13 protein-coding genes are annotated in these 15,592 nt (G+C 49.6%); 9 read left to right on the top strand and 4 right to left on the bottom strand.

The window, feature by feature from the left end; translation table 11 throughout:
- Positions 1 to 70: 70 nt before the first annotated feature.
- Positions 71 to 778, top strand: a complete 708-nt coding sequence (deoD, locus tag H8J70_RS03660; RefSeq protein ID WP_186502504.1) for a purine-nucleoside phosphorylase — start codon at positions 71 to 73, stop codon at positions 776 to 778.
- Between the two features lie 64 nt (positions 779 to 842).
- On the opposite strand, the gene H8J70_RS03665 is transcribed toward deoD, so the two are convergent.
- Together H8J70_RS03665 and H8J70_RS03670 are read right to left on the bottom strand one after the other, a co-directional pair.
- Positions 843 to 1,838: an isocitrate/isopropylmalate dehydrogenase family protein gene (locus H8J70_RS03665; RefSeq protein ID WP_186502505.1), complete on the bottom strand. Its 996-nt coding sequence runs from the start codon at positions 1,836 to 1,838 to the stop codon at positions 843 to 845.
- Positions 1,839 to 1,841: 3 nt separating this feature from the next.
- Positions 1,842 to 3,182: a citrate synthase gene (locus H8J70_RS03670; RefSeq protein ID WP_186502506.1), complete on the bottom strand. Its 1,341-nt coding sequence runs from the start codon at positions 3,180 to 3,182 to the stop codon at positions 1,842 to 1,844.
- Between the two features lie 308 nt (positions 3,183 to 3,490).
- Between H8J70_RS03670 and H8J70_RS03675 the strand changes: the two genes are divergently transcribed.
- Positions 3,491 to 5,773: a hydratase gene (locus tag H8J70_RS03675; protein WP_186502507.1), complete on the top strand. Its 2,283-nt coding sequence runs from the start codon at positions 3,491 to 3,493 to the stop codon at positions 5,771 to 5,773.
- Here H8J70_RS03675 and H8J70_RS03680 read toward each other — a convergent pair whose 3' ends face one another.
- The gene (locus H8J70_RS03680; RefSeq protein ID WP_186502508.1) at positions 5,774 to 6,616 is read right to left on the bottom strand and encodes an AraC family transcriptional regulator; all 843 of its coding nucleotides are present in this window, start codon (positions 6,614 to 6,616) and stop codon (positions 5,774 to 5,776) included.
- 150 nt (positions 6,617 to 6,766) lie between these two features.
- On the opposite strand from H8J70_RS03680, the gene dapF reads away from it, so the two are divergent.
- The gene (gene dapF, locus H8J70_RS03685) at positions 6,767 to 7,606 is read left to right on the top strand and encodes a diaminopimelate epimerase (RefSeq protein WP_186502509.1); all 840 of its coding nucleotides are present in this window, start codon (positions 6,767 to 6,769) and stop codon (positions 7,604 to 7,606) included.
- 226 nt (positions 7,607 to 7,832) lie between these two features.
- On the top strand, positions 7,833 to 9,197 hold the full coding sequence (locus H8J70_RS03690; RefSeq protein ID WP_186502510.1) for an MATE family efflux transporter: 1,365 nt from the start codon (positions 7,833 to 7,835) through the stop codon (positions 9,195 to 9,197).
- A 45-nt stretch (positions 9,198 to 9,242) separates the two neighbouring features.
- On the opposite strand, the gene H8J70_RS03695 is transcribed toward H8J70_RS03690, so the two are convergent.
- Positions 9,243 to 10,079, bottom strand: coding sequence for a MurR/RpiR family transcriptional regulator (locus tag H8J70_RS03695; RefSeq protein WP_186502511.1), 837 nt, complete (start codon positions 10,077 to 10,079; stop codon positions 9,243 to 9,245).
- Between the two features lie 184 nt (positions 10,080 to 10,263).
- On the opposite strand from H8J70_RS03695, the gene H8J70_RS03700 reads away from it, so the two are divergent.
- The 5 genes from H8J70_RS03700 to H8J70_RS03720 are packed head-to-tail and all read left to right on the top strand — an operon-like array spanning position 10,264 to position 15,530.
- Positions 10,264 to 11,139, top strand: coding sequence for a sugar phosphate isomerase/epimerase family protein (locus tag H8J70_RS03700; protein ID WP_186502512.1), 876 nt, complete (start codon positions 10,264 to 10,266; stop codon positions 11,137 to 11,139).
- Complete coding sequence (locus H8J70_RS03705) at positions 11,042 to 12,061, top strand: ABC transporter substrate-binding protein (RefSeq protein ID WP_186502513.1); 1,020 nt, start codon at positions 11,042 to 11,044, stop codon at positions 12,059 to 12,061. Before H8J70_RS03700 ends, H8J70_RS03705 begins: the two co-directional genes overlap by 98 nt.
- 19 nt (positions 12,062 to 12,080) lie before the next feature.
- Positions 12,081 to 13,814 (top strand): ABC transporter permease, encoded by a 1,734-nt coding sequence (locus tag H8J70_RS03710; protein ID WP_222433567.1) that lies wholly within the window; start codon positions 12,081 to 12,083, stop codon positions 13,812 to 13,814.
- Entirely contained in the window at positions 13,756 to 14,802 is a 1,047-nt protein-coding gene (locus H8J70_RS03715; protein WP_186502514.1) for an ABC transporter ATP-binding protein, read from the top strand. Before H8J70_RS03710 ends, H8J70_RS03715 begins: the two co-directional genes overlap by 59 nt.
- Complete coding sequence (locus H8J70_RS03720) at positions 14,799 to 15,530, top strand: phosphatase (RefSeq protein WP_186502515.1); 732 nt, start codon at positions 14,799 to 14,801, stop codon at positions 15,528 to 15,530. Before H8J70_RS03715 ends, H8J70_RS03720 begins: the two co-directional genes overlap by 4 nt.
- Positions 15,531 to 15,592: the final 62 nt, after the last annotated feature.

The raw sequence follows: 15,592 nt of genomic DNA on the forward strand, positions 1-15,592 counted from the left end.
TCATATATCACAACAAGATAAGAAAGATGTGGTAAAATGTAAAGAAAAGGTTACAGAAAGGGGTTTAGCCATGAGCTTACATATTAAAGCAAAGCAAGGGGACATTGCCGACCGGATTTTACTGCCCGGTGATCCCTTGCGGGCAAAGTACATTGCTGAAACGTTTTTGGAAGATGCACACTGTTACAATCAAATACGGAATATCCTGGGATATACGGGCACGTATAAAGGAAAACGTATTTCTGTACAAGGCACGGGCATGGGCATTCCTTCCATTTCTATTTATGTGAACGAACTGATTCGCGATTATGGTGTCGAAAAACTCATCCGCGTCGGTACGTGCGGTGCCATGCGCGCTGATATTCAGCTGCGTGATGTCCTCATAGCACAAGGGGCAACGACAGATTCTTCTATTATCCGCAATATTTTTGGCCCGTCTATCAATTTTGCGCCCATTGCTGATTTCGATCTCCTCCGCAGGGCTTACGAAAAAGCGCAAGCCGCCGGCGTTTCCGTACGCGTAGGTAATCTGATTTCTGTCGATCGTTTTTACGATGAAGAAATTGATAACAAAAAACTGACGGACTACGGCATTATGGCTGTCGAAATGGAAACGGCCGCTTTATATGTCCTGGCTGCCCAATACCACGTACAGGCCCTGGGAATTTTTACGGTGAGCGACCATCTTCTGACCGGTGCTGCCTGCACGGCAGAAGAACGGCAGACCTCCTTTAATGATATGATCCGCGTAGCCCTCGATACGGCTGTAGAAGCGTAAAAAGAGAGGTGCACAAAAAAAGAATGAGCCGTCAGGGCCCATTCTTTTTTTGTACGCTTTTTTATTATAATTTGGCAATAATGGCGTCTTTGTATTCTTCCGTCTTGGCTGTACCGCCTAAGTCCGGAGTCAGGCATTTCTTTTCTGCCAATACGTCATCAACAGCCTGGCGGATGCGCCGGGCTGTTTCATTTTCGCCCAGGTGTTCCAGCATCATGCAGGCAGACCAGAGGAGGGCCGTCGGATTGGCAATGTGTTTGCCGGCAATGTCCGGTGCCGAGCCGTGGACAGCTTCAAACATGGCATAATCTGTACCGATATTCATGGAAGGCAAGAGGCCCAGGCCGCCGATGAGGCCGCTCGTGAGGTCAGAAATGATATCACCGTAGAGGTTGGGCATGACCATGACGTCGAAATTTTCCGGATGCATGACGAGCTGCATACACGTGTTATCGACGATCTTGTCGTCTGCTTCAACCTGCGGATAATCCGGTGCGATTTCCCGGAAAATATCGAGGAACATGCCGTCGCTCAGTTTCATGATATTGGCCTTATGAACACAGGTGACCTTTTTCCGGCCGTGAGCTACGGCGTATTCAAAGGCGCTGCGGATGATGCGGCTGCTGGCGTGACGGGTAATGATCTTGATGGAATGCATTTCGTCGTCACTGATTTTTTCTTCTACGCCGGCGTAGAGGTCTTCTGTGTTTTCCCGGAACGTAACCAGATCGACGTTGGGAAAGGGCGTCTTAACGGCTGTATTCGATTTGGCCGGACGGATGTTGGCAAAGAGGTCGTATTTTTTGCGCAGCGTTACGTTGAGGGAACGAAAGCCCTTGCCAATAGGCGTGGTAATAGGGGATTTCAGCAGGATATGCGTTTTATCGAAAGACTGAAAGGCTGCTTCCGGAATGAGGGCGCCGTTGCGTTCGTATTCGGCTGCACCGACGTTAAAAAATTCATACGTCAGGGGTGCCTTCGCGGCGTTCAGGATATCAATTACGGCATCTGTAATTTCCGGGCCAATGCCATCGCCCTTAAAAACTGTAATCGTAGTCATTGGTTATCTGTCCTCCATAGGGATATATTCCAGCAATTCGCCCACATACTTAGCTGCCGGGCGGACAATGCGGTCGTCATATTCTTTATGTTCAATATTATGAGCCAGCCAGCCGACAAAACGGCTGATGACAAAGAGCGGCGTATAGAGATCACGGGGAATCCCCAGGAGCTGATAGGCGAAGCCGCTATAATAGTCCACATTGCTGCACATATGCTTTCCTTTGGCTTGAGATAACGTACGGACAGCTATTTTTTCAAAACGGCAATAGAAATTGTACAGTTCATCAAGACCTTTTTCCTTGGCTACGATACCACAGAAATGACGCATAATCTCTGCACGGGGATCGGAAAGGGTATATACGGCGTGACCAAAGCCGTAGACGAGACCGCTGTGGTTCTTGAACTTTTTATGTAAAATTTTATCGATGACATCTTCCATTTGGGCATCAGATGCATGAATACCGATGGCATCGATGATCCGTTCCATCATGATTGATACTTTGACGTTGGCACCGCCGTGACGCGGCCCCTTAAGGGCAGCAACAGAAGCAGCCATAGCTGAATACAGATCCGTATCGGTAGAGGAAACAACGAGGTTGGCAAAGGTAGAGTTGGTACCACCGCCGTGATCCGCGTGGAGGAAGAGCAGTAAATCGAGGAGATGAGCTTCTTCTTCCGTAAATTTTCCATCCAGGCGCAGCATAGAAAGAATATTCTGGGCTGTCGAAAAATCCTTGCGCGGATAATGGATGACCAGACTCTTACGGTCGTAGTAGTGTACCTTTGACATATAGGCATAGACGGCAATGGAAGGCAGCTTGCTCATAATGTTGAGCCCTTTGCGCAAGGTTTGATAGACATCTGTATTATCCGGATCAGGATCGTAATTATACAAGGTAATCAGGGCATGCTGCAATTTATTCATCAGATTTTTCCCGGGCAGACGCAGGAGGTTCATTTCCAGGAATTCGTCAGGCAGATCATAGCCGCTTTGGAGTACCTTACAGAATGCGTCAAGCTCTTCACGCGTGGGCAGGTAGCCAAAGAGCAGGAGAAAACAGGCTTCTTCATAGAGAAAACCGTGGTATTCTTCCCGTTCAATCAGACTACGTACGTCAATACCGCGATAATACAAGATACCATCACAGTCTACTTTGTTGTTGTTTTCGTCCCGTTTGTAGCCGACGACATCAGCAACCCGTGTCAGGCCAACCAGCACGCCGGTGTGGTCTTCATTACGCAGTCCGCGTTTGACGCCAAATTTAGGAAACCATTCGCGGGGAATTTGTGTGTAATTTTGTGATTTGCCAAAGAATTGGGCCAAGTAAATATTTTTGTCCATGAAACTCCTCTCTTTCCGGCAGGTATCTAAAAAAATGATTTTTTAGATATACGTCTGTTTTTATATTTATACACTCCTGCATTCTCTGTGGATCATTCCCTGAGAGTATAAGTAATTATAGCATAATTAAGGCAAAAGTAAAACAAAAATGAAAAAAATACGGGAACCTGTTATGGCTAGTCAGGATTAGAATAATTATGATATAATATTAACGTAACAGCAGATTTTTTCATAATGTGAAATTAGTTTACATTCGTTTGAAAAGCAAGCCTTATAGGAAAAAGGCGTAAGAAGGAGGACGTAAACACATGATTACCTTATCCAACGGCGGCGCATACTTGCTGCACGGAACGCAAATTATCCCGGAAAGTGAAGCTGCCAAACTAAAGGAACTGACAGGCCGTGACGTAAGCAAAGAAGAAGGACGCCGCGGTACCATTGCCTATTCCATTTTACAAAAACACAATGTATCTCCTGATATGGAGCACTTACAAATAAAATTTGATGCCATGGCTTCCCATGACATTACCTTTGTCGGCATTATTCAGACCGCCCGGGCTTCGGGTATGGAAAAATTTCCCTTGCCGTACGTTCTGACAAACTGTCATAATTCCCTCTGCGCTGTCGGCGGTACGATCAATGAAGACGACCATCTCTTTGGTTTATCTGCAGCAAAAAAATACGGCGGCATTTATGTACCGCCTCACATTGCCGTTATCCATCAGTATATGCGTGAAAAAATGGCCGGCTGTGGCAAGATGATCCTTGGCTCGGACAGCCACACCCGCTATGGCGCTTTGGGCACTATGGCTATGGGTGAAGGCGGCGGCGAACTGGTAAAACAGCTCCTTTGTGATACGTACGACGTGGCCTATCCCGGTGTCGTCGGCGTGTACCTCACAGGCCGTCCTAATCCCGGTGTAGGTCCTCACGATATTGCCATTGCCATCGTCGGTGCCGTCTTTAAAAATGGCTATGTCAAAAATAAGGTCATGGAATTCGTCGGTCCCGGTGTGGCTTCTATGGGTACGGATTATCGGAACAGCGTCGACGTCATGACGACAGAAACGACGTGTCTGTCATCTATTTGGCGGACCGATGACGATACGAAAGCCTACCTGACCCAGCACGGCCGCCCGGAAGACTATAAAGAATTGAATCCTGCTGACGTTGCTTACTATGATGGCATGGTTACTGTCGACTTGTCGACGATTAAACCTATGATTGCCTTGCCCTTCCATCCGAGCAATGCTTTTGAAATCGATGCATTTAACGAAAATGCCGCTGACATTCTGCGGGATGCAGAAAAACGGGCACAGGAACTCATTGGCAGCCGCGATATTCCCTTTAGCCTGACGGATAAAGTCATTGACGGCAAGCTGCACGTCCAGCAGGGCGTTATTGCCGGTTGTGCCGGCGGCAACTATGTCAACGTCATGGCAGCTGCCCATATCCTGAAAAATGCCAGTTGCGGCAACGATATCTTTACACTGGACGTCTATCCGTCGAGCCAGCCTGTCAATATGGACCTGGTCCGCAAAGGCGCTGTAGCCGACCTCATGGCAGCCGGAGCCGTCGTGAAGACGGCCTTCTGCGGCCCCTGCTTTGGTGCAGGGGATACGCCGGCGAATAATACGCTCAGCATCCGTCATACGACGCGTAACTTCCCGAACCGTGAAGGCAGCAAGCCCGGTCAGGACCAGTTTGCTGCTGTAGCTCTCATGGATGCCCGCTCCATTGCGGCGACTGCTGCCAATGGCGGTGTCCTCACGTCGGCTGAAGCCTACGCCGATGATTATGAAGTACCGGCCTATGACTATGATGACAGCTCGTATGCCGTCCGCGTGTATAATGGTTTCGGCAAGGCCGAACCGGAAGCCGACCTCATTTATGGCCCGAACATCAAAGACTGGCCGAAAATGGAAGCTCTGGCTGACGACATTCTCCTCAAGGTCTGCTCGAAAATCATGGACGCCGTTACGACGACAGATGAACTCATTCCCTCCGGTGAAACGAGCTCCTTCCGCTCTAATCCCTTAGGCTTGGCAGAATTTACCTTGTCCCGCCGCGATCCCGAATATGTAGGCCGCTCTAAGGCCGTACGGGCGCTGGAAGAAGCGCGTACAGCCGGCCAGTGCCCGGCCCAGGCTGATGCCGCCTTGAAAGATATTTATGCACAAATCCAGGCACATTTCCCCCAGGCGTCGATGAAGACGACGGAAATCGGCAGTATGATCTACTGCACCCGTCCCGGCGATGGCTCAGCCCGTGAACAGGCAGCCAGCTGCCAGCGCGTCCTCGGCGGTCTGGCCAATATTTGCAGTGAATATGCGACGAAACGCTATCGCTCGAATGTCATCAACTGGGGCATGCTGCCGTTCCAGATGAAAGAAACGCCGTCCTTTGAAGTAGGCGACTATATCTTTATTCCGTCTATCCGAACCGCCCTCGATGGGGATATGCAGCACATCAAGGCCTACATCGTCGGCAAAGAATGGCAGGAAATAGAACTTTTCATTTCGCCTATGACCGATACGGAAAAGGAAATCGTCAAAGCAGGCTGCCTCATCAACTTTAACCGCAACCGCTGATTATTCGCTGAAATCCAGATCGGCCAGCTCGCTGCCCCGCTTGGGAGACAGATCATATTGCTTTTTCCAGGCCCGGTAAAAGGTAGAATAGTTCGTAAAGCCGCAGTCATAGCAGACTGCCGTCAAAGCCCGTCCCTCGGCAATGAGGCGGCGGGCTTTCTGCAGTCGTTTGGCCGTAATGTAATGGCCGAGGGAAAGGCCCGTCTCGCTCTTAAAGAGGTGCATGAGGTAATCGGGACTGAGAAAACAATCGCGGGCGATGATCGGGATGGTCAGTTTTTGGGTCAGGTGGCTGTCAATATACGACAGGACGAGCTGGATTTTCTTATTTTGCCGGCCATCACTGGCACTGCCGATTTTTTTCTCTTGCACCGCCAGGGCCAGGTGAATGAGAAATTCTGAAAAGATGGCTTCCTGGAGCAGTTTGCCCGGTCCGCCCTCATAGGTCCAGGCCTGGCGCAGGCGGCACGACGTACCGTACAGGCTGCCCGTATCCAGGGATTGGCGCAAGACCGTACCGCCAGGCTGGGAAAAAATCGGTGTCAGTGAACAGCCTTTGGCTGCATAGGCCTGGAGAAAGGCTGGCGATAAGTAGGCAATGATCCGTTCGTAAACCGCATCAGACGTAATGACCGGCCGGTGAATACAGCCGGAAGGAATGACGACAATGTCATACGGCTGTAGGGCATAGGATATGCCGGCCATATCATAATGGACCTGGCCTTGCAGAAACAACGTGATTTTATCGAAATCATGATAATGATAGGGGCACGTCCACTGCCGCTGATCGGAAAGATGGAAGAGGCGGAACTCTTCCTTTAAATACCCTGTTTTCGTAGCCAACTGAAGCTCCTCCTTTACCAGAAATAGCAGGATTTGCAATAAGTATAGCATTATTTTCATATATTTGCCATTTTCCGTTATACTATAATGAAGAGGATCAAGACATAGACATTCTATAGTGTAATTTTTATATAAAAGGAGATACGTCCCATGAAATTCGTAAAAATGCACGGCTTAGGCAACGATTTTGTATTTTTGGAAGACAAGAATGGTGCTGATAAAGATTTTTCCCAGCTGGCTGTCAAATTATGTGCACCCCATACGGGTGTCGGCGCCGACGGCATTATCGTCATCGTGCCCAGTGACAAGGCCGATGTGCGTATGCGTATTATAAACGCCGATGGCAGTGAAGCGGAAATGTGCGGCAATGGGATTCGTTGCTTTGCCAAATATGTCTACGACCATGGCATCATTACGAAAGAGGAATTTGCCGTAGAAACCCTGGCGGGCATTATGAAACCGAAGGTAACCGTAGGGGACGACGGCAAGGTCAGCCTGGTTACCATCGACATGGGCACGCCTTTTACAGAACGGGCCCAGATTCCTATGGAAGGTCCGGCTGGTCCCGTCGTAGATGAACCGATCGAAATCGACGGCAAAACCTACAAGATTACAAGCCTCCTCATGGGTGTACCCCATACGATGACCTATGTTAACAATGTAGATGACATCAATCTGCCGGAATTAGGACATAAATTTGAAACGTACAAGGCCTTCCCGCGCAAAACCAATATGAACTTTGTTCAGGTCATTGATGATCATACGATCAAAGTCCATACGTGGGAACGCGGTGCCGGTGCAACCCTTGCCTGCGGTACCGGCTCCTGCGCCTGCGCTGTTGGCTCCTTCCTCAATGGCTTTACAGGCCGCAGTGTCGATGTACAGCTGTATTTAGGTACACTGCATATCGAATACGACGAAAAAACCGGCCACGTTTTCATGACCGGTCCGGCTGCTGTTACCTTTACAGGTGAATGGCTGGAAGACTGACAGATAAAATCACATAATCCAGACAAATTAAAGACTGTGCCCTTATGACGATTTTCATGGGAGCGCAGTCTTTTTTTATCAGAAAAATACGTTCCTTTTTCGAAAAAAGCGAGTATAATAAATACGCTTTTAGAACGTCAGGCCCTCTGGCACAGTATCTGACTAAGGTGGTGGCATTACGGATATATCTACACAAGAAGAAAAAGAAAAGAAAAAAATTAAACATATGCTGGAGTTGCCTGTACGGCATCTTATTACGTCCCTGGCAATTCCCTCCATTATCAGTATGCTCTGTACGAGCTTTTATAATATGGCTGATACATTTTTTGTCAGTAAAATCGATACGGCAGCGACGGCTGCTGTAGGTGTTACCTTTGCCAGCATGGCCATCATGCAGGCCCTGGCCTTTTTCTTCGGCATGGGCTCAGGTAATGCCGTGTCCCGCCTGCTCGGTGCAGGAAAGCGGGACGCGGCCCATGGCATGATTTCGACGAGTTTCTTTTATGCCTTTTGCTGTGGCCTCGTTGTTGCCTTAGGCGGTAATTTTTTTGTTTCTGATATTGCCGTGCTTACAGGCTCGACACCGACCATTTTACCCTATGCTATTCAATATTTAAGTGTCATTCTTTGGGGGGCACCTGTCATGATGTGCTCTCTGTTGATGAACAACCACCTCCGCTTTCAGGGCAGTTCGTCCTTAGGCATGATCGGGATTATGGCCGGTGGCTTTCTCAACGTTCTTCTCGACCCGCTTTTTATCTTTTATTTTCATCAGGGGGTGGCCGGCGCCGCTTATGCGACGGTACTCAGTCAGATCGTGAGCTTTTGTATTCTCTTCTGTATGACCCGCCGGGGTGGCAACATTCCCTTCCGTCTGCGTGATGTACATCCGTCGTGGCCGGTCTTTAAGGAAATCGTTGCCGGCGGTGCGCCGTCCCTGACCCGCCAGGGTACGACGAGCGTGGCTACGATTTGTCTCAATGTAGCTGCCGGTGCCTACGGTGATGCGGCCATTGCCGCTATGTCCATTGTGACCAGACTGAGTTTTTTCGCCGCCGCCGTCATCATCGGCTTTGGCCAGGGCTTTCAGCCTGTGTGCGGCTTTAGCTATGGCGCCCGAAAATTTTCCCGCCTGCGCCAGGGCTTTTCCTTTGCCGTGACCTTTGGCACGACCTTTGCCTGCGTCGTTTCCGTCGTTGCCTTTCTCTTTGCCAGCTCCATTATTGCCCTTTTCCGCGATGATCCGGCGGTTATTTCCATTGGTATCTGGGCCTTGCGCTGTCAATGTGTGACCTTTCCTTTTACAGCCCTGGTCGTCATTACCAATATGACGCTTCAAACGACGCGTCATACCTTAGGCGCCATGGTAGTCGCTGCCGGCCGGAGCGGTATTTTTCTCATTCCGGCACTCCTCCTGCTGCCGTATTTCTTTGGTCTGGCCGGTCTGGTGTGGTGCCAGTCTCTATCAGATATCTTGGCTTTTATCCTGGCCTTTTTCCTGATTCGTCTCTTCTTTAAGGAAATTCCCAAAACCGACATGGTTTTACAAAAGACCGTAACGGAACCACAGCTGGCGGCAGGGAGAAAATAACATTGTATAAAAATAACGATCTGGTTTTAACCAGGTCGTTATTTTTTATCTCTTAATGAAGGTTTCGTAGGTCTTTCGCAATTCTTCCAAATAGCGGCTGTTAGAAACGCTGTCAGTGTCCATACTGGTCAGGCAGAGAATGAGAATATCCAGGAGCAGCATGGGAATCGTCATGGAATGGTATTCATTGGGCTCACCGCGATAGGTATAGAAGACAAAATCGGCTTTGTCTTCTTCGGTGAATAAGAGGAGATCTGTAAAGACCAAGGCCGGGCAGGAAATGCTTCGGCAGTGACGCAGCAATACCTTGACTTCATTGATAATGTGGGAATAGCTGAAAATCAACAGGACGTCCCGGGCTGTGAGGGAGACAAGATATTCATACAGCTCTGAAACTGTTTTGATAAGAATCATTTCCAAACCCAGGCGGCGCAGCCTGTATTGCAAAATATAAAATAATCCCAGCGATGCATCCGGCGCGAGAACGTAAATCCGACGGGCTTGTTGCATGAGACGCGCTGCTTTTTCCAATTTCTGTGGCTCTAAGTGTTCCCAGGTCCGTTTGATACCCTGCTTTTGCCGTTCCAGGACATCTTCTTCAGAAATGCCTGTACACTGGATTTGTTTTACTGCCGAGGCCATGCGGGAAGACGGTGTTGCCTGTTCCAAATCATGGAGCCGCTGCTTTAAATCGTTTAAATTGCGGACGTCAATTTTTCCCCAAAAACGAGACACCGTAGCCGGACTGATCTGCAGCGTATGCACGAGATCACGGACGGTCAAATAGGGAAGCTGATCCTTATTGCGCAACAGGTATTCCATGATTTTATGGTCTGACCGGGAAAAGAGATCCTTGTGCTGTTCGTACAATTCTTGTAGCATACATATCCTCCTTGCCATGATATACCTTACTTTCCCGTCTATTGTACAGGATATCGTTACAAAAATGCAATAATTATTTCAATATTTTTGTAGTGAAATAATTTTATTCATTCTTTACAGAAACTCTGTAAGGCCTTTACAAAGACATGGGTATAATAGCGTAGCAAGGAAAAGGAGGCATCCCATGAAGGACATGTTTGTAGCGTCTACATTGTTTTGGCAGACATCCTTGCAGGATATGACAAGACAAATAAAGACGGATGGTCTGACCGGCCTGGAAATGTGGGCCCAGCAATTTTTTTACCAAAATTATGATATAGAAGAGTATAAAACATTGGCTGAGGCCTACGGCTTGCGCACCCTCGTGCACAGCTGCAGCTGGGATCTGAATCTGGCTTCGATTAATGAAAGTATCCGCCAGGCTTCGGTAGGGCAGGTCATCGCGTCATTGCAGCTGGCAAAAGCCATTGGTGCAGAAGAGGTGACCGTTCACCCGGGGCATCTGACCTTGGCCGGCATCACGGACAGGAGCTGTCAGATCCTGCACCACTCACTGGAAGAAATCAGTGAGGCTGCCGCTTCTATGTCGCTGGCTGTATCACTGGAAATCATGGAGAAAATCAAGAAAGAATTCGTTACGACAGCTGCGGCTATGCAAACAGTAACAGGAGAACTCTTTCCGAAATTTTCCTATACCGTTGATATTGCCCACTGTGACAGCCTGTCCGAAGCGCGGCAGCTATTGACCTTCATGCCCGGTGTTTCCAAAATCCATATCAGCAACCGCCGCGGTGCCGTATATCATACGCCCTTAGGGGAAGGAGATTACGACTTGAGCGCTTTTTGGCCGTGGCTGCAGAAAAGAAATCTCCCCTTCGTCATAGAAGGCTATGACGACAGCCGGGAGTGTACTATATACAAAAAAAATCTTGCATTCTTACATTCTAAGGAGGATTCTTTCGATGAAAAGCTGGAAAAAGAAAGTCATAGTAGCGGTAATGATGGGTGTTACCATGATGGGGCTGGCAGGCTGTTCCGGAACCGGCTCGGAAACGAGTAAAAATGAAAATACAGGGTCTCTCGTCCTGTACACGTCACAGCCTGAAGCAGATGCGCAGAAGCTCGTTGACGGCTTCCACAAGCAGCATCCGGAAGTAAAAGTCGATGTGTTCCGCTCCGGTACAGAAGAAGTCATCAGTAAAGTACTGGCAGAAAAACAGGCTGGCGCCGTACAGGCCGATGTCCTCTTGGTAGCGGACAGTGTCACCTTTGAAAACCTGAAACAAAAGGATTTACTCGAAGCCTATGAATCGCCGGAGCTGCAAGGTATTCCTGCTACCTTTATCGATAAAGATCATATGTATACGGGTACGAAAGTCATTACGACAGGGATCATGTACAATACGACGCGGACCAAAGAAATTCCGACGAGCTTTGCCGACCTTACGAAACCGGCCTATAAAGGGGAATTGATTATGCCCAGTCCGCTTTATTCCGGTGCAGCTGCCTATAATGTAGGCGTCATGACCCGTATTCCTTCCTTGGGCTGGGATTATTTCCAGGCCTTGAAACAGAACGATGTCAAAGTAGATAAGGGCAATGGTGCTATTCAGAAAGCCGTTGTGGCCGGAGAAAAAGCCTGCGGGATCATCGTCGACTACATGGCAAACCGTTCGAAGAAAGAGGGCGCACCGGTAGAATTCGTCTATCCGGCTGAAGGCTCCCCGGTTATTACCGAACCGATTGGCCTCGTCAAGGGTGCAAAGAATAAGAAAGCTGCCCAGGCCTTCATCGATTATGTCCTTTCGGCAGACGGCCAGAGACTGGCAGCCAGCATTGGTTATACACCGATTAAAGAAGGCGTAGAAGCGCCGGCCGGCTTGAAGAGCATTGCTGATATTAAAGTAATGGATGTCAATATTGCCGAACTCTTTAAAAACCGAGAAGCAGATAAGAGCAAATTCACTAGTATTTTTCAGTAACTAAGAAAGGAAGGAAAGGATGGACATACTGCGCAAGGGGTGGCAAAAAAGCAAAACCAGCCTCTTTTATGCCGCGATCTTTATGATCTTCGTAGCCCCTATTATCCGCTTGCTGGTCATGAGCCTCAAAGGCCCCGATGGCTACAGCCTGCAGAATTATTACATCCTGTTGCAGGATGCGCGGACTCTCGAGGCCATCGTCAATACGGTGATCATCGCCCTGGGCTCGACCGTAATCGCTGCTGTCGTCGGCGTACTCATGGCTCTGGCTGTAGCCTATACCAATTTACGGCATAAGCGGCTCATGGAAATGATGGTACTCATGCCGTTCATCATTCCCTCGTACATTATTACGCTTTCGTGGAGCGGCCTTTTGACAAAACGGGGACTGGTTAACCAGTTCCTGGAAAGTCACGGCCTGGCTGCCATCGATATGTACACGACGGGCGGTATTCTTTTGGTCATTGGTATTTGCAACATACCCATTGTGTATTTGAGTGTCGTTCATATGCTGCGTAAAATACCTCTCGATATGGAATGGGCTTCCCGGGCCTGCGGCTTCACCATTTGGCAGACCCTGTGGAAGATTGATTTAAAAGAAGCACTGCCAGCCATTATGAGCGGTTCCCTCCTGGCCTTTCTCTCAGCAATTGATAACTTTTCTGTACCAGCTTTTTTGGGTATTTCTTCCGGTATTCCCGTACTCAGTACGTATATCTATGAAAAGGCCATCAGCTTTGGCCCTGATTCGTTCCCCCTGGCAGCGTCTTTGTCGGTTATCCTGTCGGTCATTGCCATTACGGGGACCCTCATTGAAGCGCTGGTCATCCGCAAGGGCGGCGCGATGGAAAGTATTAAGGATGATTATGCTGTACGTATTTACTTGCAAAAGGGGCGGCGCCGTCTGCTGGAATGGGGCTTGTTCCTCCTGTGGGGCCTGATTAATTTAGTCCTCTTGGCGGCTATGATTTCCAGTGCCTTCTTAAAAAATTATGGCCTGGCCATGACCCGTGCCAATCTGTCGCTGCAGCATTTTTCCTTTGTCTTTACCAATACAGGCGTCCTTTCGGCCATTCGCAACAGTATTCTCCTGGCCGTGATCACCTGTGTGATCTGTATCCTCGTGGGCACAGCCATGGCCTATTTGAAAGTACGCCGTAACAGCCGGGCCGTAGCCCTGGCTGAAAAGTGTGCGTCCCTGACCTATGCCATTCCGGGTATCGTCCTGGCCCTGGCTATGATTTTCCATTGGACAGAACCCTTGCCAGGTGTAAAGCCGGGCATTTACGGTACGATCAATATCCTCATTATTGCCTACATTACGCGCTACCTGATCTTACAGATCAAGGGCAGTACGACGGCACTCCTCTCGGTCAACCCGGAACTGGAAGAAGCCGTCCGCGTTTCCGGCCGCAGCAAGTGGACGTTGTGGCGGACGGTCATGATTCCCCTCTTGACCCGGCCGGTCCTCTCCAGTGCCTTCCTGATCTTTGTTTCCGCCCTGACGGAATTAACCTTGTCTTCCATGCTGGCCAGTGCCGGTACGAAGACCATTGGCCTGACGATCTTTAATTTCCAGCAGGCCGGTGATTATAGTCTTTCGGCAGCTATGTCGACGGTCATTGTCATCCTGATCCTGGCTGGTTACAGCCTGGTTCACTTTAAAGCCTCTGAACGAAAGGAGAAAAAGGAACATGAGTTTGTATCTGGAACACGTAAGTCAGCAGTTCGGACAGACGCCGGCCCTTCGTGATATTACCTTAGAAATCAAAAAAGGCGAATTCATTGCTATTCTGGGGCCTTCCGGCTGCGGTAAGACGACGCTTTTGCGGGCCATTGGCGGCTTTATTAAGCCGACCGAAGGGACGATCCGCCTGGATGAAACAATCTATTCAGATGGGCACACTATGGTGCCTGTAGAAGCACGTGATCTGGGCATGGTGTTTCAGTCCTTCGCCCTTTGGCCGCACATGACCGTAGAAGAGCATGTCCGCTTTCCTATGGAAAGCAAACGGCAAAAGCACTTGTCGGCAGAAGAAAAGAGAAGAGCCGTCGAACAGGCTATTGCCAATATGGGCCTCCTGCCCTATGCCAAGCGTCTGCCCGGTGAATTATCCGGCGGCCAGCGCCAGCGCGTAGCCCTGGCCCGGGCCATCGTAGGCAAGCCGTCTATCCTGCTCATGGATGAACCTTTGAGCGCCTTAGATGCGGAATTAAAGATCAGTATGCGCCGGGAAATTCAGGACATTCATAGCCAGACCGGGGCGACCATCATTTACGTTACCCACGATCAGAGCGAAGCCCTGGCTATGGCCGACCGGATTATCGTGATGAAAAATGGTGCTATTGAACAAATCGGTACGCCACAGGAAATTTATGCCTCGCCGCGGACGGAATTCGTCGCCTCCTTTGTCAGCAAATGCAACATGGTGCAGGGCAAGTGGCGTGACCATCAGTTTCATGTGGCCGGTTCCACCTTGGTCTATGAAGATCAGGCCATTGCGCCGGTCTTTAAAGAAAAAGGGATTTATCCCGTACGGCCGGAACAGTTCCGCCTGAGCCGTACCGGTCAGGGTCTGGCTGCGACGGTTACAAACCGCCAGTATAACGGCCGGGAAATCCAGTATTCCCTGCGTTGTGCCAACGGCTGGTTCACCGTGTATACCGGTTGTGAAGCCATGTTCCAGCCGGGGGAAGAGGTCCGCATGATTCTTAAGGATCAGGAAGGGGCAGGCCGATGAAAAAATTATTGTTTGACCTGCATACGCATACCCTGGTCAGCGGCCATGCCTTCAGTACGTTGAAGGAAAATATCGAAGCGGCGAGGGACCGGGGCCTATGGGCTATGGGCACATCGGATCACAGCAGCTCTATGCCGGGCGCACCGGACCCCATCTTCTTTGGCAATTATAAGGCCGTACCAGATGAACTGTTTGGCGTCCGCATCTTTACCGGTATGGAAGCCAATATCAGCGATTATGACGGGCACCTCGATATGGACGACGCAACCCTGAAAAAGATGGACTATGTCATTGCCAGCCTGCACGTACCCTGTATTGATGCGGGCACGCGGGCTGAAAATACAGACGCCCTCATCGGCGCCATGCAAAATCCCTTCGTAAAGATCATTGGTCATCCTGATGACGACCGTTATCCACTGGATTACCCCCGCTTGGTTCAGGCCGCTGCGAAAGCCAAGGTAGCCCTGGAAGTGAACAGCAGCTCTACGTCGCCCCGGACGGGCCGGCGCAATGCTGATAAAAACATTCCTATCTTTCTGGCCCTCTGCCAGGACTATGGTGTGCCGGTTATCGTCGGCAGTGATGCCCACATTTTTTCGGCTGTCGGCGATTTTGCCACAGCTGAAGCCATGCTGACGCGGTGTAACTTCCCGGAAAAGCTTATCCTCAACACAAGCCGTGATGGCTTGCGCTATGTCTTGAATGAAACGCAGCGCCAGCTCTGGTAAAACATATCCACAAAATTGTGCAAGGACTGTGACCAACGGTTGCAGTCCTTTGTGGTATACTG

The sequence above is a fragment of the Megasphaera hominis genome, from assembly GCF_014269395.1.
Taxonomy (GTDB): Bacteria; Bacillota; Negativicutes; order Veillonellales; family Megasphaeraceae; genus Megasphaera; species Megasphaera hominis.

Excerpts from the sequence above, each read along its gene's own strand:
- deoD (WP_186502504.1), top strand. The coding sequence starts at position 71 with ATGAGCTTACATATTAAAGCAAAGCAAGGGGACATTGCCGACCGGATT.
- H8J70_RS03665 (WP_186502505.1), bottom strand. The coding sequence starts at position 1,838 with ATGACTACGATTACAGTTTTTAAGGGCGATGGCATTGGCCCGGAAATT.
- H8J70_RS03670 (WP_186502506.1), bottom strand. The coding sequence starts at position 3,182 with ATGGACAAAAATATTTACTTGGCCCAATTCTTTGGCAAATCACAAAAT.
- H8J70_RS03675 (WP_186502507.1), top strand. The coding sequence starts at position 3,491 with ATGATTACCTTATCCAACGGCGGCGCATACTTGCTGCACGGAACGCAA.
- dapF (WP_186502509.1), top strand. The coding sequence starts at position 6,767 with ATGAAATTCGTAAAAATGCACGGCTTAGGCAACGATTTTGTATTTTTG.
- H8J70_RS03690 (WP_186502510.1), top strand. The coding sequence starts at position 7,833 with ATGCTGGAGTTGCCTGTACGGCATCTTATTACGTCCCTGGCAATTCCC.
- H8J70_RS03695 (WP_186502511.1), bottom strand. The coding sequence starts at position 10,079 with ATGCTACAAGAATTGTACGAACAGCACAAGGATCTCTTTTCCCGGTCA.
- H8J70_RS03700 (WP_186502512.1), top strand. The coding sequence starts at position 10,264 with ATGAAGGACATGTTTGTAGCGTCTACATTGTTTTGGCAGACATCCTTG.
- H8J70_RS03705 (WP_186502513.1), top strand. The coding sequence starts at position 11,042 with ATGAAAAGCTGGAAAAAGAAAGTCATAGTAGCGGTAATGATGGGTGTT.
- H8J70_RS03710 (WP_222433567.1), top strand. The coding sequence starts at position 12,081 with ATGGACATACTGCGCAAGGGGTGGCAAAAAAGCAAAACCAGCCTCTTT.
- H8J70_RS03715 (WP_186502514.1), top strand. The coding sequence starts at position 13,756 with ATGAGTTTGTATCTGGAACACGTAAGTCAGCAGTTCGGACAGACGCCG.
- H8J70_RS03720 (WP_186502515.1), top strand. The coding sequence starts at position 14,799 with ATGAAAAAATTATTGTTTGACCTGCATACGCATACCCTGGTCAGCGGC.